At 58.0% G+C, this 22852-nt stretch carries 22 protein-coding genes; 7 read left to right on the top strand and 15 right to left on the bottom strand.

What is annotated here, in order from left to right; translation table 11 throughout:
- Positions 1-75 precede the first annotated feature (75 nt).
- From HY298_21175 to argH, 14 genes are all read right to left on the bottom strand, one after another.
- Positions 76-519 carry a DUF5069 domain-containing protein gene (locus HY298_21175; GenBank protein MBI3852775.1) on the bottom strand — a complete coding sequence of 148 codons (444 nt, stop codon included), beginning with the start codon at positions 517-519 and terminating at the stop codon, positions 76-78.
- 64 nt (positions 520-583) lie between these two features.
- The gene (gene fdhD / locus HY298_21170; protein MBI3852774.1) at positions 584-1639 is read right to left on the bottom strand and encodes a formate dehydrogenase accessory sulfurtransferase FdhD; all 1056 of its coding nucleotides are present in this window, start codon (positions 1637-1639) and stop codon (positions 584-586) included.
- Positions 1639-4338 carry a formate dehydrogenase subunit alpha gene (fdhF, locus tag HY298_21165; protein ID MBI3852773.1) on the bottom strand — a complete coding sequence of 900 codons (2700 nt, stop codon included), beginning with the start codon at positions 4336-4338 and terminating at the stop codon, positions 1639-1641. Before fdhF ends, fdhD begins: the two co-directional genes overlap by 1 nt.
- The gene (locus HY298_21160; protein MBI3852772.1) at positions 4326-5828 is read right to left on the bottom strand and encodes an NADH-quinone oxidoreductase subunit D; all 1503 of its coding nucleotides are present in this window, start codon (positions 5826-5828) and stop codon (positions 4326-4328) included. The genes fdhF and HY298_21160 overlap by 13 nt, the downstream gene beginning before the upstream one ends.
- A 190-nt stretch (positions 5829-6018) precedes the next feature.
- Positions 6019-6882: a xylose isomerase gene (locus HY298_21155; protein MBI3852771.1), complete on the bottom strand. Its 864-nt coding sequence runs from the start codon at positions 6880-6882 to the stop codon at positions 6019-6021.
- Entirely contained in the window at positions 6882-7292 is a 411-nt protein-coding gene (locus HY298_21150; GenBank protein ID MBI3852770.1) for a hypothetical protein, read from the bottom strand. Before HY298_21150 ends, HY298_21155 begins: the two co-directional genes overlap by 1 nt.
- Before the next feature lie 73 nt (positions 7293-7365).
- Complete coding sequence (locus HY298_21145) at positions 7366-7599, bottom strand: galactosyldiacylglycerol synthase (protein MBI3852769.1); 234 nt, start codon at positions 7597-7599, stop codon at positions 7366-7368.
- A gap of 33 nt (positions 7600-7632) precedes the next feature.
- Positions 7633-8523 carry an NAD(P)-dependent oxidoreductase gene (locus HY298_21140; GenBank protein MBI3852768.1) on the bottom strand — a complete coding sequence of 297 codons (891 nt, stop codon included), beginning with the start codon at positions 8521-8523 and terminating at the stop codon, positions 7633-7635.
- Positions 8524-8643: 120 nt separating this feature from the next.
- Positions 8644-8808 (bottom strand): hypothetical protein, encoded by a 165-nt coding sequence (locus HY298_21135; GenBank protein MBI3852767.1) that lies wholly within the window; start codon positions 8806-8808, stop codon positions 8644-8646.
- On the bottom strand, positions 8805-10304 hold the full coding sequence (locus tag HY298_21130; protein MBI3852766.1) for a sodium:solute symporter family protein: 1500 nt from the start codon (positions 10302-10304) through the stop codon (positions 8805-8807). The genes HY298_21135 and HY298_21130 overlap by 4 nt, the downstream gene beginning before the upstream one ends.
- Before the next feature lie 213 nt (positions 10305-10517).
- The gene (gene lysA, locus HY298_21125) at positions 10518-11816 is read right to left on the bottom strand and encodes a diaminopimelate decarboxylase (GenBank protein MBI3852765.1); all 1299 of its coding nucleotides are present in this window, start codon (positions 11814-11816) and stop codon (positions 10518-10520) included.
- Positions 11817-12767: 951 nt separating this feature from the next.
- The gene (locus HY298_21120; GenBank protein MBI3852764.1) at positions 12768-13811 is read right to left on the bottom strand and encodes a squalene/phytoene synthase family protein; all 1044 of its coding nucleotides are present in this window, start codon (positions 13809-13811) and stop codon (positions 12768-12770) included.
- On the bottom strand, positions 13808-14200 hold the full coding sequence (locus HY298_21115; protein MBI3852763.1) for a thioesterase family protein: 393 nt from the start codon (positions 14198-14200) through the stop codon (positions 13808-13810). The genes HY298_21120 and HY298_21115 overlap by 4 nt, the downstream gene beginning before the upstream one ends.
- Positions 14197-15597 (bottom strand): argininosuccinate lyase, encoded by a 1401-nt coding sequence (argH, locus tag HY298_21110; GenBank protein ID MBI3852762.1) that lies wholly within the window; start codon positions 15595-15597, stop codon positions 14197-14199. Before argH ends, HY298_21115 begins: the two co-directional genes overlap by 4 nt.
- Positions 15598-15734: 137 nt before the next feature.
- On the opposite strand from argH, the gene HY298_21105 reads away from it, so the two are divergent.
- The 3 genes from HY298_21105 to HY298_21095 all read left to right on the top strand — a co-directional run bounded on the left by HY298_21105 (position 15735) and on the right by HY298_21095 (position 17425).
- Positions 15735-16187, top strand: a complete 453-nt coding sequence (locus HY298_21105) for a DUF4190 domain-containing protein (protein ID MBI3852761.1) — start codon at positions 15735-15737, stop codon at positions 16185-16187.
- A gap of 105 nt (positions 16188-16292) precedes the next feature.
- The gene (locus tag HY298_21100; protein ID MBI3852760.1) at positions 16293-17141 is read left to right on the top strand and encodes a hypothetical protein; all 849 of its coding nucleotides are present in this window, start codon (positions 16293-16295) and stop codon (positions 17139-17141) included.
- Entirely contained in the window at positions 17141-17425 is a 285-nt protein-coding gene (locus HY298_21095) for a hypothetical protein (protein ID MBI3852759.1), read from the top strand. Before HY298_21100 ends, HY298_21095 begins: the two co-directional genes overlap by 1 nt.
- A 70-nt stretch (positions 17426-17495) precedes the next feature.
- Here the strand turns inward: HY298_21095 and HY298_21090 are convergent, their stop codons facing one another.
- Positions 17496-19100: a PQQ-like beta-propeller repeat protein gene (locus HY298_21090; protein ID MBI3852758.1), complete on the bottom strand. Its 1605-nt coding sequence runs from the start codon at positions 19098-19100 to the stop codon at positions 17496-17498.
- A 177-nt stretch (positions 19101-19277) separates the two neighbouring features.
- On the opposite strand from HY298_21090, the gene HY298_21085 reads away from it, so the two are divergent.
- From HY298_21085 to HY298_21070, 4 genes are all read left to right on the top strand, one after another.
- Positions 19278-20303 (top strand): hypothetical protein, encoded by a 1026-nt coding sequence (locus tag HY298_21085; protein ID MBI3852757.1) that lies wholly within the window; start codon positions 19278-19280, stop codon positions 20301-20303.
- Positions 20304-20530: 227 nt separating this feature from the next.
- Entirely contained in the window at positions 20531-21373 is an 843-nt protein-coding gene (locus tag HY298_21080) for a prepilin-type N-terminal cleavage/methylation domain-containing protein (GenBank protein ID MBI3852756.1), read from the top strand.
- A gap of 185 nt (positions 21374-21558) precedes the next feature.
- On the top strand, positions 21559-22443 hold the full coding sequence (locus HY298_21075; protein ID MBI3852755.1) for a DUF1559 domain-containing protein: 885 nt from the start codon (positions 21559-21561) through the stop codon (positions 22441-22443).
- Between the two features lie 88 nt (positions 22444-22531).
- Positions 22532-22753 carry a hypothetical protein gene (locus tag HY298_21070; protein MBI3852754.1) on the top strand — a complete coding sequence of 74 codons (222 nt, stop codon included), beginning with the start codon at positions 22532-22534 and terminating at the stop codon, positions 22751-22753.
- The last annotated feature ends 99 nt before the right edge of the window (positions 22754-22852 follow it).

Genomic DNA, 22852 nt, shown 5'->3' with positions numbered 1-22852 from the left:
ACCTCCGCCCAATTGGAAAATAAAAAAACCGGCGCAGGGCAAAACCTGCGCCGGTTTCTTGTTCGATACGACCGTTTAGTGCTTCAACACGGCTTCGTGGAATTCCTTCCAGTCGTCGAGGTTGTTCAGATTCACCGCATCTTTGGGGGCGGCGGCATCATCAGGTATGCCGTTGGCGCTTAGGATGGATTTGCGCGTGGCGTCATCGTGGATATAGCCGCGGATGGAAGCGTTGAGTTTGTCCACCGAGCCTTTGTCGAGCTTGGTGGCGTTCTTTTTCACCCAGGCTTCGAATTGGGGATAAGTCGGCCGCGTGTCTTTGATGAATTTGAGCACGGCGTCGCGGTTGAGGCCCACACCGTCGATGACCATCTGGTCATAGCCTTTGCCGGCGCCGGGATAGCCGGGGGCGAGTTTGCCGCGCGCTTCGAGCGAAGCTTTGAGCCAAAGTCGGGGCAGATGAATCACACCGAGCGGACCGGCCACGCCGGAACTGATGAGAGGAACAATTGTATTCATAGTTTGTGAGATAGTTTTGTTTTGTTGGATAACGCGGCGAGCTTAGAAAACCGAATGGGTCGGGTCAACGGGAATTTATCCGTTTCGTTTTTGCGACTATCCTTTCCGGATGGGAATAAATATTCATGGTCTGACCGCGGAGAAATCCGATCAGCGTCTGGCCGCTTTCCCGCGCGAAATCCACCGCCAGACTCGACGGCGCGGAAACGGCGGCGACGATTGGAATCCGCGCCGCCAGTGCCTTTTGCATGATCTCAAACGAGGTCCGGCCGCTGACCAGCAGAATGTGCGAATCGAACGGCAGTTTACTTTCAAGCAAGCCGTGCCCCAGCACTTTGTCGAGCGCGTTGTGCCGGCCCACGTCTTCGCGCAGGACGATCAAGTTTCCCGCCGCGTCAAACACCGCCGAGGCGTGCAGCCCGCCCGTCTGGGCAAACGTCCGTTGCGCCTCGCGCATGACTGCTGGCAATCCCGCCACCGTTTTCGCCGCGAGCCTTAAGCGCGATTTCACCGGCGGAAAGTGCTGATGCACCGCCGCGATGGATGCTTTGCCGCACAGCCCGCAACTCGACGTGGCAAACACATGCCGCGTGAGTTGCGCGAAATCCACTTTGAGCGACGCGGAAAGGAAGACGTTGAGCGTGTTGTCGGGCGCCGCCGCTGCGCGGCAATGGAGGATTTCCACCACGTCATGACGGTCACGGATGATTCCCTCCGTCAGCAAAAATCCGGCGGCCAGTTCGCGGTCGTGACCCGGCGTGCGCATCGTTACTGCCACGCTGCGGCCCTGCACGCGGATTTCCAGCGGCTCTTCGCGGGCCACCTGATCGGTGTGGCGCGTGGCCCGGCCGGCCTTCCACCGCACGATCTTTGTGGCGCTCGCAGCCGCGCTGTCAACTGCCGGCTTTGTTCCTGGGGAATACTTGGGAGGGACGACAGACTCAAGAGCCGTGCGCGCTATTCTCCCTCTCCCCCGCCGAGGGGGAGAGGGCCGGGGTGAGGGGGTAAGTCCGCCAGCCGGTGGGTTGCCGCGCGACTCCTCACCCTGACCCTCTCCTCTTCCGAAGGGGAGAGGGGGAAGCGCCTCGCCCGCGGGTTGGCCATCCAGCGGTTTCTTCATTATTTCGCGGCGACGGGTTCAAGCTTCTCGATGCGCACGGCGGTGACCTTGTATTCAGGCGTCTTCGTGTAGCGGTCGCGGTGCGAGGTGGTAATCTGGTTCAGGAAGACGCGCGTGGAGTGGAACGTCGTATAGACTTCGCCGGGTTTGACGTGGTCGCTGATTTGCACGGGCAAATCGGCCGCGCCCTGTTCGCTACGGAGGCGGACGATCTCGCCGTCGCTCAGACCGAGATGGGCAGCGTCGGAGGAGGAGAGCTGCAGGTAATCGGTGGCGTGCAAGCTGTTATTGGGCGTGCGGGCAGTCTGCGTCGCGGCGTTGTATTGGTAGAGATTGCGGCCGGTCGTGAGGAGGAACGGATATTCCTTCGTGGTCAGCTTCGGTGGCGCGACGTATTCGATGCGGCGCAGCGCAGTCGTCTTTCCGTGCGTGAAATGATCCGTGTGCAACGTGCCGGTGCCGGGGTCGTTCTCGTCAACGCACGGCCACTGGAGGCCGCCGAGCTTGTCCATGCGCGCGTAGCTGATGCCGGCGGCTTCGGGCCAGAGCGAACGGACTTCGTTCCAGATTTCCTCGGCGCTCTTATAGGCGAAATGCTCGCCTTTGCCCATGAGCTTGGCGATGTCGCAGACGATCTCCCAATCGGAGCGCGCCTCGCCCTGCGGCAGCACGGCGCGGCGCACGCGCTGGATGCGGCGCTCGCCGTTCATGAAGGTGCCGTCCTTCTCGAACGACGACGCGGCGGGCAGGAAGACGTCGCCGAATTCCTTCGCGGTTTCGTTGATGAAGATGTCCTGCACGATGACGAGATCGAGCTTCTCCATCGCGCGCCGCGTGAAGTGCATGTTCGGGTTCGTCATCACGATGTCGTAGCCGATGGACCAAAGCACCTTCAGCTTCCCGGCGTCGGCGGCGTCCATCATCTCGATCATGTTGATGCCGGGGTTGGTCGGGAGCGGGACGTGCCACGCGGCCTCGAACCTCTCCCGCGCTTCGGTGATCGGCACGTAACCGGCGAGGAGCTTCGGCTCGGAACCCATGTGCGGCGCGCCCTGCACGTTGTTCTGGCCGCGCAGCGGGTTGATGCCGGTGCCGGGCTTGCCGATGTTGCCGGTGATGAGCGCGAGATTGACCAGCGCCATGATGCCCTCGGTGCCCTGGATGTGCTCGGTCATGCCGAGACCATGGACGCTGAGCGAAGGTTTCGCGGTCGCGTAGAGCCGCGCGCCTTCGCGGATTTTCGCCGCGGGCACGCCGCAGATGTGCTCGACCTTCTCGGGGAGAAACTCGCGGATGAACTCGCGATACTCGGCGTATTCGGTGAGGCGTGTGCGGATGAACTCCTCATCAACGAGTCCCTCGTCGATGATCGCGGCGCCGATGGCATTGAAAAGCACGACGTTCGTCCCGGCGTGAAGTTGAAGGTGCAGGGTCGCGAACTCACACAGCTCGATCTCGCGCGGATCGACGATGATGAGGTTTGCGCCGTGACGCGCGGCTTGCTTGATGCGCGCGCCAGTGACGGGATGTCCATCGGTGGGATTGACGCCGGCGACGAGAATCGTGCGGGCGATCTCGATATCATCGAGAGAGTTGGTGGCGGCGCCGGTGCCGAGCGTCATCTTCATCGCGGCGGCGGTGGGTGAATGGCAGACGCGCGCGCAGCAATCGATGTTGTTGGTGCCGAGGACGACGCGCGCGAATTTCTGCGCGACGTAATTTTCCTCGTTGGTACCGCGCGCCGAGCTGAGCAGCCCGATGCTGTCCGGCCCATGCTTCGCGGCGGCTTCGCGCAGGCGGTCCGCGGTGAACTGGTTGACCTCGGTCCAACTGACCTTCTGCCACTGGCCAGCTCGGCGGATCATCGGCGAGGTGATGCGGTCCTTGGAATAGACGTAGTCAAAGGCGTAGCGGCCTTTCACGCACGCGTGGCCGTGGTTGCTCGGCCCTTCCATCGACGGACGGATCGTCGTGATCCGCCCGTCGCGCGTGCCGACGTTCATTTCGCACCCGGTGCCGCAGTAGGAGCAGATGGTTTTTGTCCAGTCCGTCGGCACGCCGCGTTTGAGCAAGGTGAGATCCTCCAACGCACCGGACGGGCAGGTATCCACGCACGCGCCGCAACTGACACAGCCGCCGTCCTGCAATGTTACGCCACGCACCGGCCCGATGCGCGTCTGGTCGCCGCGATTCCACGCCTTCCACACGAATTGCCCTTGGACTTCCTCGCAAATCCGCACGCAGCGGTAGCACGTCACGCATTGCGACATGTCCACGTTGATGTAGGGGTGCGTGGCGTCCTTCATGAACGGCACCGCTGGCGATGGCGCGGTGCGCGAGCCGCGGGCCTTCACGTCATATTCTCGGAGGTAGCGGTGAAATTGTTTGTCAGGAAATTGCGCGACGGCCTCGGCCGGATAATCCTTCGCGATCAATCCGAGCAACGTCTTGCGCACGCCCTGCACGTCGGGCGAGTGCGTGAGGATTTCCATGCCGTCGCGGAGTTGCGTGTTACACGCGGTCACGAGCCCGTTCACGCCCTTGACCTCGACCGTGCAGAGCCGGCACGAGCCGTAAGGTTCGAGCCGATCGTCGTGACAGAGCGTCGGCACTTCGACGGCGATCTGCTGGAGGGCCTGGTTGATGGTGAGGCCCTCGGGGAACTGGTGTGAGTGGCCGTTGATAGTTACTTGAAGCATGGCTCGATCTCCTGGGGGTAGTAATTGAGGATGGACTCGGCGAAGCGCGCGAGGCCGGTGCCATGGCCGCAAAGGCTGGCGAGCTTGAGCGCGACGACCAGGTCGCGGCACTCCTGCAAGTCGGCCTTCGTCGCGTCGCCAGCGCAGGCGTTGGCGAAGATTTCCTCGATGCGTCCGCTGCCGCTGCGGCACGGCGTGCATTTGCCGCACGACTCGTAAGCGCCAAACGAGAAGACGTGCTCGACGAGCGCGGGAATGGACGTGTGTTCATCGAACGCCACCACCCCGCCGTGACCGACACCCGCGCCGATGGCGGCGAGTTCCTCGAAACCGAGCGGCGTATCAATCAGGTGCGGCGGGATCATGCCGATGATCGGTCCTCCGATGAGCACGCCCTTGAGTTTGCCGCCACCGCGCAAGCCTCCGCCGATTTCCTCGACGATGTGGCGCACGGTGACGCCGAACTCGACTTCGTAAAGGCCGGGGCGGTTGAACAGCGAATTGAGCGAGAGCGCTTTCGTGCCGCGGCTCTTCGAGAAGCCCAGCTCTGCATACGCCGCGCCGCCGTGAGTAACGATCCACGGCACGTTGACGAGGGTCTCGACATTGTTGAGGAGGGTCGGCTTGTCGAACAGGCCGCGCTCGGTCGGATAGGGCGGGCGCGCCATGACTTCGGGACGCTTGCCTTCGATGGAACGGAGCAGCGAAGTCTCCTCGCCGCAAACGTAGCTGCCGTGGCCGGTATAGACTTCAAGATCGAAAGCGAAATTCTTTCCGCCGACCCGCGGTCCAAGCCAACCCGCCGCGCGCGCTTCAGCGATGGCCGCGCGCATCACCGTGTCGGCCAGCGGATATTCGATGCGCACGTAGATGTAACCCTTGCTCGCGCCGACCGCGTAGCCCGCGAGGATCATGCCCTCGATGAGCGCATGCGGATCGTCCTCCATCAGGTAGCGGTCAATGTAAGCGCCCGCATCGCCTTCGTCGGCGTTGGCGACGACGTATTTTTCGCCGGGCGGCTGTGATGCGACCGCACGCCATTTGCGTCCGGCGGGAAAGCCAGCGCCGCCGCGACCGCGCAAGCCGGAGGTTTCGACGGCCGCCAGAATTTGTTCAGGCGACTGCTCAAGCGCCCTCCGGAGCGCAGCGTAGCCCCCCAGCTTTTCATACGCCGCGAGCGTGCGCGCGCCGCCGGCTGCGATGCGGCCCAACACGATCCCGTGGCGGGAGAAAACTTTGACCGGCGGTCGCGGATGCGTCTGGCCCTTCGCGGGAGCGGCGAAACATTCGCCGAGACAATAGACGCGCGGATTCTGCGCGTTCGCCTCAGTCCAGAGCGCGGGGTTGAGATGGCGCGCGGCGAAACACGCCGTGCCCTGGCAGGCCTTGCCAGTGTGTTCACCGTGCGCCAGGTGATAGAACGACTCGACGTCGGCAGCGAGCGTAAGCTCGGAGCCGGTGGTGGCGGGGTGGGAGGCAAGTCGGCTCATCATATTCTTGAATCTCAAGGAAGAGACGGAGGCAAAACCTCGTCCAACCCCGTTTCTTTTCCAGAAAAAAATTTTCGCCACGCTGGAACGGCCATGTCTCGGAAATGCCTTGGCTTGGCCTGCCCAAAGCCAAACGGGATGGCGGCGTTCAGCTTCGCGTTCCAAACTTCTTGGATTCGTTGTCGGGAATTCATGGAAAAAGCTTCCACCTTCTCAACGCTTTTTGCCAGCATTTTTCAATTTCGACCCTCAGGACTTTAGCGTCTTCCCAACTGCTGGGAAGGCAATGCAAATTGTAGCCGAGCCAGAGCGGTCCCATCTCCGGCACGGCGAACATTTCCCGACCCGGCGTCGCCGCGGCCAACCACGTCTCCATCACCCTTTCGACAAACGGCAGATAGTCCAGGACTTCCGGCGTCAATCTGCCTCGCCCATCGGTAACCGGCACCTGGCAATGATGGCCGTTGAAGGGACGGAAATGAAACTGTTGCGCGCGCAGAATCAAATCCGGTCGCACGCCGAGCCGCTCCCAATACGGCGGCAACAGATGTTTGACAATGGCGAGGTGCGAATAATCCCACGTCATCGGCAACAACTCTCCCGTGGCTCGCTGATAACCGTCGGCCAGCGCGTAGGTTTTTTCAGGCGTCTCGGTGCAGGTGTCACGATGCACTTCCACGGCGGTCTCAACGTCCAGCTTTTTGGCTTCGATCATCAACCGCTTCGTCAGCCGAATGGCGACATCGGTTGGCGTGTCGTGATCGGCAAGTTGGACGTTGATGTGATGCGCGCCCGCGTCCTTTTGTTGTCGCAGCAACGCGGCGAACTCAGCGGGATTACCAGAGGAAAAATAACCGACGCGGATGAGGCCGAGTTTATCGCCCAACTTCTTGTGAGCCGGAGTAAGTTGTGTGGTGAAGCCATCGAAGCCGGCTTCCTTGACCGCGCGGAGTTTCCGTTCCAACGACCATTCTCGTTTCTTCGTGGGATGCCAGACCAGCGTCCAGAGATTGGCGATGTGGCGTAGGATCGGTTTGTTGATTCGGGGTGGCATCACGGCTCGTTGCCAATGCGCCGCAGCGCGATTTCTTCTCCGATGGCCGCAAGCGGTTGTTCCGCCTCGGTTACTTCGCTCTGCTCCTCGCCTTCACCCGCCCGCCGCGGCCAGATGTGGAATCCGCCGTGGTTGAGCGGCCCGATGTCCCACGCTCCCCAAATTCCATTACCCTCTCGGAAGCCGCGATAGAAAACCGCATGTGACCCGGTGTAAGTCTTGATCCAGGAACTTTCAAGTGTGTTCGCGTCGTAGCCGCCTTTAATGACGAACGGTCCGACATCGTCGCGGCCAGCGCCGCTTAATTTGCCGTTGGCGAACGCGAGATCCAACTCCATCCTGTGCTTGTCGTTGGGACTGTAGTTATAGAATCCCACCCACGGTCCAGAAGGAAACAAATTCTCGCTCACAACAATTCCCCGCCATTTTGATTAGATTGTCACCACCCTCCCTTCAAAAGTAGGGCAGGCTCATGGCGATTCGCTAGCTCACCCAACGGACTTCGACCTCTTCCTTGTCGCCCATGGCTCGGCGAAGCAGTTCCATCAAACCGGCATCGGCACCCTGTCGCTCGAACAGCTCAAGCGTATCGCGATTAAGATAATAGTCGGTGTCCTCGGCGGATTCCTCCTCCAGTTGCGCCTTCAGGAAATCCAACTGGTCTTCGGTGATTATCCCCACGAACTCGTTCGTGTCTTTATTGTAAAGGTTGGGCATAAAACTTTCTGTTTGTTGCAACCGGCGGCGGCGTCACTCGCTGCCGCGCCGGTCTTTGAACGTCAACTCGGCGATGCCCGATTTATCCAGTTCGCCCAGCCCTTTCTCCACCATGCGGTCGTATTGTTTCTTGGTGGCGTTGGCGAGCGGCAGGACAAGACCTTGCGCCTTGCCGAGCTTGAGCGCGATGCCGGAATCCTTGGCGGCGTGCGCGGCGGAAAAGAAACAGGAGTGGTCGCGGTTCTGCATGTCTTCACCGTCGGTTTGCAGCACGCGGGAGTTCGCGCCGGTTTGGGAGAACACTTCCCGCAGCAGGGGCAGATCGAGTCCCAACGCGGCACCCAAACCAAGGCCTTCGGCCAGACCGGCGGTGTTGATGTTCATCACCATGTTGACCAATGCCTTGACTTGCGCGGCTTTTCCGGCCGACCCGACGTAACGAAGCAATTTGCCGTCGTCGCTAAGTTTTTCAAGCAACGGCTTGGCGCGCTCAAAAACTTCCGCCTTGCCGCCGCACATGAGATAAAGCGTGCCCTGTCGCGCTTGCGTGATGCTCGAGGCCATGCAGGCTTCCAGCGAACTTGCGCCTTTGCTCTCGCACTTTTGCTCGACCCACACGTGAACCGACGGCGTGATGGTGGCGCAGTTGATGAAGAGCTTTCCCTTGGCGCGCGACAATAGGCCGCCGTTGAAAATCTTTTTCATCGCCTTGTCATCGGTCACGACGGTGATGATGACATCCGAGAGTTTCGTCACTTGTTTGGGCGCGGTGGCGGTTTCGCACCCGAGTTCCTGGGCGAGCGCCTGCGCGGCAGCGGTGTTGACATCATAGACCGCCGCGATTGGGTAACCGCACTCCTTCAGACGACGCGCCATGTTGCCGCCCATCCGACCGACGCCGACGAATCCAATTTTTTCTGGCATAGTTTGATCCGAATTGATGGTTCTTGTTTTATCCACGGCGCGCCAGTTTACGACTGGGCGACCACGGTTTTGGAAATACGACGCTAGACTAATCTAAAGTCCCGCGCGTGGCACGACTTTTTAATCTTTTTTCTCAGCCGCGTTGCGATCCTCCAACGTCTTGGTCATGGCCTTGATTTCACGGCCTGCCTTCGCTCCCACGTAAAACAAAAGAAAGGCGTACCAAGCGATGGATGCGAACACAATCAACGTCCAAAAAACGATGGATAGGATAAACATTATCATGAAGCCGCCTCCGGTTTGGCGGCACGGGTTGCTGTCGCCAGCGAGCCGATGATCATTCCGATGAACGCCAGCGCAAATGATGACGTCCCCGCCACTTCAGGCGCAATCGAATATTTTTTCCCAAGCAACAGGAAACTGATCGGGCCGACGGCACCCAAGACCAACGCGGCGAACGCGCCGAATCGGTTTGCCCGTGGCCAATAGAGTCCGGCCACCAACAAGGTGAAGACACTTGCCAGATAAATGTTTCCCGTCACCGCCAGATAATCCCACACGTTGCCTTTGAGTTCGTAGAGCAACCCGTAGAAAACCAGGAACACTCCGATCGCACCGACCAACCCGCGCGTGATCAACAGTCGCGGTTGATTCGAGAGTGGTCGTTTGACAAAAGGCATGAGCAGATCGTTGTAAATCACCGTCGCCCACGTCAACAGGTAACCGCTGTCGGTGGACATCTCGGCCGCCAGCATCGCCGCGATGACCAGACCCATGATGCCCGCCGGCAGAATGGTGGCGAGATAAGCGGGCATCGCCGTACGACTGTCCAGACCGGCGGACAAGCCATTGCCGTAGCTGAAGTGAATGAACGCGCCGACACCGAACAACACCGGTAGCGCGAACCTTCCGACAAAATAAAATGCCGAGCGCCGATACATCCGTTTGGCCGTCTCCTCACCCTTGGCGGAGAGCACGCGCGAGATGGTGGTCTGCCAGGTCGTGACGACCGCGAGTTGAAACATCACCTGCCACAAAATGTAACCCCAACCCAGACTGCTCGAATGAAATGGATTGAAGGGATGCGACTTCATAAGCAGCGGCGCGTTGGCGCGTGAGCCGTCGTAACTCAGCCAAAGTTTTTCAACGAGCGTATTCCAACCAAGGTCGTGGATCACCCACAGCGAAGTGATGACGATGCCCAATCCCATGATGAGGAATTGCAGGTAATCCGTCACCAGCACGGACAGCATCCCGCCCAAGATGGTGTAGAGCAGCACCAACGCGAGCAGGCCGATCATAATCAGTTCCAGCCAATAAACCGGCAATCCGGTCACGTGAACCAGAAATTCTCCGCCTACGCGCAGGAACACCCCCATGTTCAGTACGCCGCCCAGCACCACGAACAAACCAGCCAGCCAGCGCACCTCCTTGCCGAATCGTTTTTCAAAAAGTTCGGGGATCGTCATGATGCCGGACTTGCGCAACGGTCCGATCACAAATCCCGTTCGCCCGACGAAATACATCGCCAACGCCATGATGATGCCGACCGTCGCGCCCGCGAACCCTTTCTCAAAACCGAGTTGAGCGGTGTACATGACCGTCACCAAACCCAACTCCGTGGCGGCCAGTGAGGCGATCCCCAGATTCACATCCATTTCGCGGCCAGCGACGGCAAAGTCTTCGACGCCGCGCACGAACCGCCGCATCCACAAGCCTGCGCCCATGCAGATCACGAGGTACACCACGATGATGACCCAATCAATTGGAGCCAGGATCATGTCAGTTACGTTTGGGATTTGCGTCCGCCGCCGCCCTGACGGGAATCTGGCGAAGCGCCGGCGCGAAATGGAGGCACCCTCCCACCTTGTCGTAGGTGCTCAGAGAATGATTCTTCATGGCGACGGTGGCCAGACTATGGCAGCAACCGACAAATTTGCCAAAGGCAAAAGGAGGGGCGGATTAGTTTTGCCCAGCAGCCCAAACCTCGTGCGTCATCTCAACCACACCGCCACCTTTTCCCCCGCCCAAATGTCTTTTATTGGCTGGCGTTGGCGCACAACTGCCGACCGGCGACCATTGACCAAGACCTCCGCCACCAAAGGACGAGTGTTGTAGTTGGAAGCCATGACGAAGCCATAAGCCCCGGCGCTCAACAAGGCGAGGCAGTCTCCTTCGCCAACTTTTGGCAATGGACGGTCTTTGCAAAAAAAATCTCCCGATTCGCAGACCGGCCCGACGACATCCGAGCGGATCAATCTTCCGCCCTTGCGGACGAGCGGCACGATCTCGTGATACGCCTCGTAAAAAGCCGGGCGGATCAAATCGTTCATCGCCGCATCGACGATGAGAAAATTCTTTCTCCCGGTTCGCTTCACGTATTCAATCCGCGTCACGAGAATGCCGGCGTTGCCGGAAATGAACCGGCCCGGCTCAATCAAAATCCGCAAGCCAAGCGGTTGCAGCAGTGGGACGAGCCGATCGGCGTATTTTTGCGGCGTGAGGATGTTCTGCGCCCTGGTCGATTTCCACCACGCGACCGAGCCGCTTTCCAGCGCCGGCTGATAAACGATCCCCAAGCCGCCGCCGATGCTGAAAAACTCCAGTGCGTACTTCTCCTTCAATCGTTTCACTAGGGGCAGCACTTTGCGCACGGCCTGTTCAAACGGCTTGACGTCGGTCAGTTGTGAGCCAATGTGCATCTGCACGCCGTGCAGGCGAAGGTTTTTCAACCGGCTGGCTCGAGCATAGACACCATCGACGTGCTCGAAGGCGATGCCAAATTTATTCTCATACGTACCAGTGGTGATCTTGGCGTGCGTTCCCGCATCGACGTTCGGGTTCACGCGCACGGCGACCGGCGCGATTGTCCGCAAGCGGGCCGCGACGCGATTGATGCGGGTGAGTTCCGGTTCGCTTTCCGCATTGAATGAATAAACACCGTGTCGGAGAGCAAACTCGATTTCCTGCTCCGTCTTCCCCACGCCGGCAAAGATGGATTTGCACGGATCGCCGCCCGCCGCGATGACACGTTGCAATTCGCCGGCGCTCACAATGTCAAACCCGCTGCCGAGATTGGCGAGCGTCCGCAACACGGAGAGATTTGAGTTCGACTTCATCGCAAAGCAGACGAGGTGGGGCAGCGGCGACAAGGCCTGGTCGAGTTTTTGAAAATGATCGGTCAGCGTGTGCTGGGAGTAAACGTAAAGCGGCGTGCCGTGTTTTCTCGCGAGTGAAGCGACGGAAATGCCCTCGCAGAATAGTTGGTTACCGACATAACAAAAATCATGCATGGCGCGTAGTTATGCCAAAGCGAAGCGCAAAGTTCAAAGTTCAAAGTGCCGGAATAAAAAAAACCCGCCGGGTTGCGACCCGGCGGGTTGACGACAAGAGTTGCGGCTAAGGCTGGCTGAGAATCTGGGCGCGGCGCTTGTGGTATTCATCGGGAGTAATCGCGTTGGCTCTGTAAAGCGACAGCAACTCCGCGAGACTTTGTTGCTTGGAACTTGAAATACTTGAGGGGATCGGTGACTGGAGTGAGGCCGGAGAGGAAAAAACGTGATCCTCCATTCTCGGTTGCCTCGCCTTGGTGGTGGATGTCCTGCCTCCACTCTGAAACAGAGTGTCAGAGGTTGTCGCAGCAGATCCGGCGGCGCCCATGTGTTCATGCAAAGCTGCCCGCACTCTGGCTTCATCTTCCGCACTTAATCGAGCCGTGCTCACGACTGGCGCAGACGCGCGAACCACCGTCCTGGCCGGTGCTGGTGCGGCAACTGGTGCGGAAGGCGCCGGGGCCTTGACCGCTGGTCGCGGTGTGACTGCAGGTGGAACGGCTGCGGGCGGAGGCGCTGTTTCAGTCGCCGGCTTCGCGGGAGGTGTCAGCGGCGGCGCGCCGGAGAATTCCCGGGTTGGAAATTGTTGGTTGGGAACGGGCGCAAAGACCGGAGCTGGTTTTGTAGCCGCCTTCTTGGCCTTTGGTTTTTGGGGTGGTTTTGCCGGTTCGGGTGACAGAGGCGCGGGTGGCTGCGACTGCGTCGCTGGTTGTTTGGCGTCAAGCTCGGCCATTTTCTGGCGCAACAGCTCGCGAGCTTTGATCTGCTCATCGGTGTCAGCTCGCTGGGCGTTTAGCGTGGTCGCGCCAAGCGCAGCGGCGCAAATTATCGAAAGGAATTTTGGAATCTGCATACGGTTTTAATACTTTAATTTGGCTGGCGATGCAACAGCTATTACAGGTGAATTGTGGGTCAATGACCGGAATCGCGGAACAGTCGTTTCCAAGCAGGCGGCCAAGGATAAGCGACCATCGAACGGAGGATCAGAGCTTTCACTTCTGCGCGGGTGATTTTGATGCGTTGCTGCGGGTCGAGGACATTTCCTTGGCGCAGCCGCGCCAGGGTTTTCATTCCGATCAACACCGGCCAGGCGCAGGCCAGGCGTAATCGTACATGAAGACCTGGAATTGCGTTTGTGTAATTCCAGCCCGCCGCCAAGTGCGATTCCGCAAGCTCGAGATAGCGGGTGAAGAGTGGGCGGAACTTCGTGGCGTTCGCCGGTTGCAACAAATCGGCCGGTTTCAATCTCATCTCCGCCAGCGAGTCCGAAGTCAGATAACAACGTCCCTTGCGCAAGTCCACGGGCAGGTCACGAAGGATGTTCACCAATTGCAAGCCCTTGCCGAAGCGAATGCCATCCGCCAAAAGCTTGGCGTCGTCCACTTTTGAGTTCTGGAAAACATGCGCGCGGCACAGCTTCGTCCAAAATTCGCCGACGCAACCGGCGACGCGATAGGTGTAGTCGTCCAGTTCAGCATCGGTTTGGAGCGCAATGATTGGTTGAGGTTGGAGTTCAAGCTTTAGCTTGTCCGCCGCGCGCTGAAGTTTGGACTCCAACGGCGCGAATCGGCGCAAATCCAACTCCTGCCCGCTCGTGATGGTATCGAGCACGGGGCGGATCAGTTTGGTGTCGTCGGCAGACATATCGCGGAGCGCAACTAGCGCAAACTCCACATTCTCCAGCAACGCGCGTTCGGCAGGTGCCGCTTGCGAGCGGGCGAGTTCGCCGAAATCCAGCGGCGCGGCGCTCGCGCCCAGAATCCGCTCGCGCAAGACGTGGAGCGCCGCAAGCCGTTGCGCCGGCGGGACGAGCTCCGTGTCGGCAATGGTGTCGGCGGTGCGGGCGAGCAGATAGGCCAGGCCGATTTGCGGACGCACGGCGGCGGGCAGTACGCGCAACGTCAGATAAAACGAGCGCGAGGTTCCCTTCAGTAATTCTCGAAGCTGTGCGTTCATGACTTGGCTTGAACCCGCCGGGCAAAACTTGCGGTGCGAACTACCGCGCGTCTGTGAATGCCGCGCAAAATCAATTCGTGTTTATCGTGCGCCTCCACTTGAAACGTCACCTGCCGGCCTTCCGCATGAATCACGCGAACGGTGATGTTGACGCGCGCGCCCAGCGGCGTCGGCGCGAGATGCCGGAGTTCAATCTCGATGCCCACGCTGCGTTCGTCTGCGTCGAGGAAAGGAGCGATGGCCTGGCGCGCCGTGCGTTCGAGAAGGCCGACGAGATTCGGTGTGCTCAACACGGCGGGCATCCCATCCGTGGCGAAATCAATGCAATGCTTTTGCTCGACGACGAACTGCAACGCGCGCATCGTGCCGATTTTGGGAGGTGGCTTCACGCCAGCACTTTTTTCCAACGCGCGAGCTGCCTCCCGACTTCTTTTGTGCCGGGCGCGCCGGTCTGGTTACGCTGGGACATTGCCTGTTTCAAATTGAATACGCCAAGCGCGTCGCGACCAAAGGTCTTATCCACGGATTGCAATTCTGCGACCGTCAATTGATTCAGCGGCTTGCCGGATTTCTCCGCCAGCGCCACGACTGCGCCGACGACGTGGTGGGCTTTGCGGAAGGGCATTCCTTTGCGCACGAGATAATCGGCGAGATCAGTGGCGAGCAACGTGGGGTCGCTCGCGGCGGCGGCGCCGGCGGCGCGGTTCACAGCAGTGTGCCGCAGCATAGCGGCCATAAGGCGTACGGACGCGCGCACGGTGTCGGCGGCGTCGAAAAGGCGCTCCTTGTCCTCCTGCAAATCGCGGTTGTAGGTCATGGGCAGACCCTTCAGCAGCGTGAGCACAGCCACGAGGTTTCCAATGACGCGGCCGGACTTGCCGCGAATCAGTTCCGCCACGTCAGGATTCTTCTTCTGCGGCATCAACGACGAGCCAGTCGTATAGGCGTCGGTGATTTTAATGAAGTTGAATTCGCTCGAAGCCCACAAAATCAAATCCTCCGCCAGCCGCGAGAGATGCACGGCCAGCAGCGCCGCCACGGCGCAAAATTCAATAACAAAATCGCGGTCACTAACGGCGTCCATGGAGTTTTGCGTGACGAGCGGCCTGCCCTTGGCATCAACGAAGCCGAGCAACTTGGCCACCAGTTCGCGGTCGAGCGGGAGCGTGCTGCCGGCGAGCGCGCCGCTGCCAAGTGGGCAAATGTTGACGCGCTGAAAACAATCTTTTAGCCGAGCATGATCGCGCTGCAGCATTTCAACGTAGGCCAGGAGATGATGCGCCAAATAAACCGGCTGGGCGCGTTGCAAGTGCGTATAGCCGGGAATGATTACGCCGGCGTTTGTGTCGGCAAAATTGACGAGCGCGCTTTGCAGCGAACGTATTTCGCCTGCGAGTTCGACAATTTCATCGCGCAACCAGAGGCGCAGATCGAGCGCCACCTGGTCGTTGCGCGAACGGCCGGTGTGAAGTTTTGCGCCGGCCGGAACACGGCGGGTCAGTTCGGATTCGATGTTCATGTGAACATCCTCCCGTTCCGTTTTCCAACGAAACTTTCCGTCGGCGATTTCCTGACCGATGGCTTCCAATCCTTTGACGATGGCCTTGTGTTCGGTTTTGGTGAGCACGCTGATTTTGCGGAGCATGGTGGCATGGGCAATCGAGCCGAGGAGATCCTGCCGCCAAAGCCGCCAGTCGAAGGAGACGGATTCGGTGAATTGAGTTACGTCCGCGCCGGGACCACTAACGAAACGGCCACTTCGAGAAACATGAGAAGTCTTTTTCATGCGCTTCAATCTAGCTAAGTATGCGACGAATCGGAGAGCAAGTCACTGTTAAACGTCATTAGATGTCGGCGGCGGTGCGTGGTGAAAAATTGTAATTGTCGCCCTTGGCCGGGTGTGCAATTCTCCAAGTCCAATCCATGAGCGATTTCAAATTTGCCTGTCCAGTCTGTGGCCAGCACATCCGTTGCGATACAAGCTACGTCGGCACGCAGACCCGATGTCCTGCCTGTCAGAATTCGATTGCTATTCCGCCGCCCCCGGCCGTGCCGCTGCCGAAGTTGTCCATTTCCAATCCGCATACCGTTCCCCTGCCCGGACCGGAAGCCCATGCCGCGCCGCCGGCCGTGGACTTGCCTCCGCCGGAGCCTGTCGTTCCCAAAACCTCTGGGCTGGCGATTGCCTCGTTGGTGTTGTCGTTACTTGGCATCGGCTGCATTCCGGGAATCATTTGTGGGCACATGGCCCGAATCAGGATCCAAAAGGAACCCTCGCTCGGAGGCTTGGGACTGGCAAATGCCGGGTTGATTGTCGGCTACCTGTTTCTGCTCATCGCAATCGCTGCCTTGATCCGTCGTTTAACAGCCGGTTGAATGACCAAGGGAGGTCGCGACGAAGCACCCGCGTCATTTTGAATAAGCTGGAGACAAAACAATTCCTTTGACAGTGAGACTGAATCTCATTAAAAATCCCAACGCATGATCGATTCTATTAACTCAAGAAAGTATCGTCCGGCGTGGCGTGGCGGCTCGTTAGGCATTCTCGCGGGCGTGCTGGCGCTGCAAATTGCCTCCGCGACCGAGCGGTATTTCACTTACTCCTACGAACCCGAAACCATGCCGGAGGGGGCGATGGAATTTGAACAATGGGTCACGTTGCGAACGCAACGCACCAAGACCGTGGGCCAGGACAACTACAATCGCTGGGACATCCGCGAGGAGCTCGAGTACGGCGTGACAGACAATTACACCGTGTCGCTCTATCTCAATACCAAAGCGGAAAGCTTTCGCGACCCGACGACGGCCACGGATCATTCTTCGTTTCGATTTGACGGCATCTCAGTGGAGAATCGTTATCTCGTGCTTAATCCGGCCGAGCATTGGGTTGGCCTGGCGCTGTATCTGGAGCCGCGTTTTGCTAGCGATGAAGCCGAACTCGAACAGAAAATTATCCTTGGCCAGCGTCATGGTGATTGGAAATGGGCGTTGAATTTGACGCACGCCACGGAATGGGAAGACAACTTTCATGCCACCGAGGGCGAGGTTGAAGTCACCTTCGGCATCGCACGGCACCTGAACAAGCGCTGGGCCGTTGGTTTGGAGGTGCGCGACCACAACGAGATTCCCGAGTACCGCAAGTGGGAGAACACCGCTTTATTTGTCGGACCGGTGGTCAGCTATCGTCAGGAGAAATGGTGGGCGGCGCTGACGGTGATGCCCCAGGTTTATGGCAGAAATTTTCAAGGCAACCCCGACGGGAACCGATCGCTGGAACTGGAAGGCCACGAGCGTGTGAACGTCCGGTTGATGCTGGGGTTTGATTTGTAATGCGACCGGCGATCGCGATTTCAATCGGTGTGCTTGTTCTGACTTTTTGCCAGGCCAGAGCGGCGGATTTGTCACCCAAAGAGATTGCCGCCGCTAAAAAAATTTACACCGCCAAGTGCGCCAAGTGCCACAAGTTCTACGACCCCGCGGCATACAACCAAGCCGAGTGGGACGAGTGGATGGTGAAAATGCGCAAAAAGTCCAAACTGAAATCAGATCAGTATGCCTTGCTATCACGCTATCTGGAAATCTTGCGCGGTTCGGAAAAAATGCCTGAAAAGTAAGCCTCCGTTTGCAAACAGGCATTTTCTTCGGGTTTGGAAAGCTCCGCGAATTCGGACCAAGTGCTGCTCGTTATCTCGCCAGCGGCAACCGGTAGCAAGCGGCTTCCTTGTCATTGCGCACCAGGAGGAGGTCGCCCGCCAGGGCAGGCGGATTCCACGTCTTGCCCTTCAAAGCGGAGAAATGCGTCAGTTCCCGATGTTCCTGAGGAACAGGCTCGATCAGAACCACGTCGCCATTTTCGGCCATGACCAGCAACAATGCACCCACGAGAATTACCTGTCCGTGGCCATAACGGCCCTCCTTCCATTTCTGTTCCCCGGTGGCAGCGTCAAGACAAACCAGAATTCCATCATCCAATCCGTAAATGAACCCGTCTCGAAAAACCACATTGGTGAACTTGGCTTTCAAGCGAATCGATTTCCAAATCCTCGCGGCGGACCATTTTTCTTCCTTCTTGATTTGCAACAGTTCACTTCCCGTGCCGTAACCGCTGGAAAGCAGCACACGAGCATCCGGTAGAAGCACCGGTATGGAAATGTGCGGGTGACCTTTCGGCCAGGGATATTCCCACAAGATTTTTCCTGCCGCAATTTCGTGCGCCGCGATTCCGCTGGAATTAAAGATCAAGACTTGCGGAACGCCTGCCAGTGTCGCCAGCAATGGCGAACTGTAACCCGCTCCATCACTCCCGCCGCCCCAAACAAAATCCCCGGTGGCCTTGTCGTACGCCACGAGCGAGTGGTCGTTTGGCCCGCCGGCGCTGGCCACCACAAGTTTGTCGAAGACCAGCGGCGACCCGCTCATCCCCCAACCATTCACCTGGCTGTGGTTGTCCTTGATGATGTCCTTCGTCCAGATCGGTTTTCCCGTCAACAAATCGAGACAATTCAGAATACCAGTCGCCCCCAGTGTATAAACGCGGTTGCTGACGATGGTTGGAGTCGCGCGCGGTCCTTCACCAGCAATGATCGTGTTGTAGTGGGCGCTGTCGGCGTGAGACCAGATGGGTTTTCCGGATTTTAGTTCATAAGCGACGACCATTTCCTCCTCGCCCCGTTGCTCCTGGGTCACGGCGAAATTGCCCGCGATGGCGAATCCCGACCACGCGGTGCCGATTGGTTGTCGCCACAAAACTTGCGGCGGTGTTGCTACCCAGTCCCGCGCCAGTGGCGGTCCGGACACGGTGCAGTTGCGGTGAGGCCCTAGAAATTGCGGGTAATCATTGGTGGTCTGGGCGATTGATTCCGGCTGGAGAGCATTCGCATTCTCAGTTCCTGCTGGTTGTTTGGCCACCAAGTCGGAGCGGATCGGCCTTTTCCAACGCCATTCCAGCACCGGCAATAAATCGCCAGTGACGCCGCGTATCCTGAACAGAAGCGCTGTGAGACAAATCATTCCCACGACTCCGCCAAGAACGAAAAGTCGGATCCTCCAGCGCAGCCGCGAAAAAAAGAGACACCAGATCAGCAGAGCCAACAACGTGAACACGACGACTTGAGCGGTCTGAATATTCTGATTCTGGTGGTTGACGACGTCCTGCAAAAACCGAACCCAAATCCATGCGCTCGCGCCGATCAGCAGAATCACCAGCGCCGGCCATTTTCGTATTGGACGCGAGCGGGTGGATTTGAGATTGCCTTGCGCCGGACTGGTTTGATCCTCGGAGTTGGTCATAAAATTTAACAGGGCCGCTCCTCAAAGCTCCCTGTCGGCGCACTCTACAATACGGTCTCGAAATTAAAAGCCACAATGTCATGCTGGCCCCCGCCGCCCGCCCGATTGCTCCTCTCCAATCGCGCCATCCTACAAAGAGAACTTGTCTTCACGGTCAGCAAGCGTTAGAGCAAAGTCATGTACCACCAGAATTTCGTTGGAGGAGCTGCGACTGCTAGTGGCGCCTTTTGCGTCGCGCTGTGGATCGTCTCAGTTGGCCTCTGCGAGGACGCGGCAGATTTGCACACAGCGCACCTCCGATCAGGAAACCTGAGTCTGGTCGTGGCGGATAATCAAGCTTACGGCAAGGAGCATCGCGCGGGTTACAGCGGTATTTCTGAACTTTCTCTCGGTACGGAAGGCGCGCGGAATGTTTTCGTTCCGCTGTATGCCGGCCTGAATTTCGAACATATTTTCAGCGGCGATTCACAAACTTATGGCTGGAACATCTTCGAACCGCGTCGTTCGCCGATGAAATTGATGCGGGTTTCAGAAACACGGGTGCAGTTGCAGCAATCCCGCACAGCGAACTGGCCGTTGCGAACAAGGATTGATTACGAGTTGAGCGAGGGCGGCATTAACTTCACGTTTTGCGGCGTGCCTCTCGAAGACATCTGGAAGAAGCACGGCTACATCGGTGTTTTCTTCGCGTCGTACATCAGCGCGCCTGAGGATATGGCGATCAACTTCATCGGACGGTCCCGTTTTGGGAAGGGCGACCCACAACCGCGTTGGATCAAACACTTGCCCGAAAAGCATGGTCAGGCGGCAAATCATCGGCCTGCCGACAGCGATTGGGACCCGTCGTTCGATGAGGGCTTTCATCTCGAGCTGGTCAAGGGATTTTCCAACCTGGAATATTTATATCCTTTTTATTACGGGCTGTCAGGCGAAAATGTTCTTGTCCTGATGTTCAAGCGTCCTGGCAAAGACGCTGAACTTCGCTTCGCCCAATCTCCTTCCGGAGGCGGCCAAGGAAATCCCGCTTGGGACTTTGTTTATTTCCAACGCCAATATGTCGTGGGCAGGGAATTCTGCTTTCACGCCCGGGTTGTGTATAAAAAATTCCAGGGACGTCAAGACGTCGTCCGACTCTACGAAGCGTGGTCGAACGAAAAGGTGGTTCGACCAAACTCAGACCCGAACCAGCGTCGCGGGAACTGACAACGCGCACTGGCTATGTCCACCACCCGATTCATTTTGGAGCGACACCGCAGTTAAGTGGAGACTGGCGGGCAAAAAAACAAGATGGCTGACAGGTAAGCTCATCGATCAAGTAAGATCTGATTCTCGCGGGGTGTGCAGCTAAACGCCTACTTGCTCGAACACTGATTCTGCCGTATTAATTATACAGGACCTGAGTATCAAGTAACGGACCGAAAGCAATGATTATGCATGAGAAAAAAGAAAATGCCCGTCGTAAGCCTGCGACCCTGTGCCGATGGGCCGGCGGTTTTACGCTCATTGAACTGCTGGTCGTCATTGCCATTATCGCCATCTTGGCGGGTCTGCTGCTTCCGGCCTTGGCCAAGGCCAAACAAAAGGCCCAAGCCATCATGTGCATGAACAACACCAAGCAACTGGCGCTGGCCTGGCTGATGTACGCCAATGACAACAAGGATTCCTTGGTCATCAATGACAACGCCGGCGCCAAGACCTGGTGTGCGGGCTGGCTCACTTGGGACGGCAGCACTGACAACACGAACACGTTGCTGTTGACCGACGATCAGTTCGCCTTGCTGGGGGCTTACATCGCGAAGCAGGCAAAAAGTTTCCAATGTCCGGCTGACAAGTACGTCAGTACCATGCAACGGCGGATGGGGTGGTCGGCGCGCGCCCGCAGCATCTCGATGAACGGCGCCATGGGCGAAGGCTACAAAGCCTTTTCCTGGTGCGACCCGATGAAAAAAATGAGTGACCTAATCAACCCGCGACCCAGCCTTGCTTGGGTGCTGGTGGACGAGCACCCCGACAGTATCAATGACGCCATGCTTTATGTGAACCCAAAGTGGCCGAACCCGAATTATTACCAATGGACCGATGTTCCTGCCAGCTACCACAATGGTGCCTGCGGGTTCAGCTTTGCAGACGGCCATTCCGAGATTAAGAAGTGGAAGAATTACGGTCCCCAAAACGGCACCGTCTATCCCGTCCGCTACAACGGGCTTAACAATATTTCCGCCCGCAACAGCGTGGATTATGGCTGGGTCGCGGATCGGACTCCACGAAAGTAGGTGCGTTGTCGGTTGGGCAAGAAAGCTTCTCCGGAGGAGACTGCGATTACCTCCAACGTCCTGCCGGGCCTTGGCCGGGTTTTTGAACGAGGGTGTGCCTCCAAACGCACACTTGCTTCCCAACCGGCTTTGCGGTAATGGTGGTTTGTTTCCAAGTTAAGGATTGAAAACGGAAGGTTCAAATTATGCGACGAAAGAAAAGAATTGAATTTTGCCAAACTGGCCATCGGTGTCCCGAGCCACGCGGGTTCACTTTGATTGAGTTACTGGTCGTCATTGCCATCATCGCCATCCTAGCGGGGCTTTTGCTACCCGCATTGGCCAAGGCCAAGCAAAAGGCACAGGCTATTTCCTGCATGAGCAACACCAAGCAGTTGGCTCTAGCTTGGCTGATGTATCCAAATGACCACAACGATTATCTTTGCCCCAACCGGGATGGTGGTGATGTTAGAAACATGCGCACATTGACCGCTAACTGGACAAAGCCAATTCCGTATTCAAACCTCAGTTGGGCTGATGGGTGGGAGAATTTCGATGCCAATAACGATGACAACATCGAGACGCGGAATTTAACCGAGGCCGCATTAGGTCCGTACACCAGCAAGAACGTCGGGATCTATCACTGTCCAGCGGATAATTACCCAGCGAAGCAGAAAGGTGGTATGATGCTGCGGGTTCGCAGCAACTCAATGAACGGATTTATTGGAGATCGGCAGGATTGCAGGAAGACGGGAAGAAACGATTGGTACTCAAGCTATATTCAGTACATCAAAATCACAAGTCTAGTCCGTCCGGGGCCGGCAAACCTCTGGCTTCTGGTTGATGAACATCCTGACAGCATCAATGACGGATGGCTGATTCCTGCCGTGACCGACACTTCACGGTTTGTGGATTTGCCCGCCAGCTACCACAATGGCGCTTGCGGCTTCGCTTTTGCGGATGGCCATTCGGAGATTCACAAGTGGCACGGACTGACCATCGTGCCCGTAAAGAAACAGCAGTATAACGGCTTTGCCGGGGATCCCCGGGACGTGCAGTGGTTCATTGAGAGATCCACTGCCAGATTCTAAGATCGATTAGAAGGACTGTTGCGAAAATAACCGTCCAAGCCGTAGTCGAGCTTTTCGGTTTACTCAAGGGCCATCCGTTCTCCTTGCGATGTCCAAAGCGCTGCTGCTGCGCTCGTTGATTCTTCCGGCCAGCTACCATAACAAAGCGGCCGGCATCACTTTTGCCGACGGCCACGCCGAGATCAGAAGATGGCGCGACCCGCGCACATGCCCTGCCCTCAGAAAGCAAGTGGGATTGCAACTCGGCGTTGCATCGCCCAACAACGAGGATGTCGCGTGGTTGCAGGAACGTACTTCTAGCTTAAAGTAAGCGGCGCAAATTCAATCTTCCTTCTTACGGACAATTAGAGACGAACGATTGCCGGCAAGTTCCAGTCGGTTAGTGACCCTCTTCAACAAATCATTCGAC

The sequence above is a fragment of the Verrucomicrobiota bacterium genome (assembly GCA_016200005.1).
In the GTDB taxonomy this organism is placed as follows: domain Bacteria; phylum Verrucomicrobiota; class Verrucomicrobiia; order Limisphaerales; family PALSA-1396; genus PALSA-1396.
This window is presented reverse-complemented; position numbering and strand designations above follow the sequence as displayed.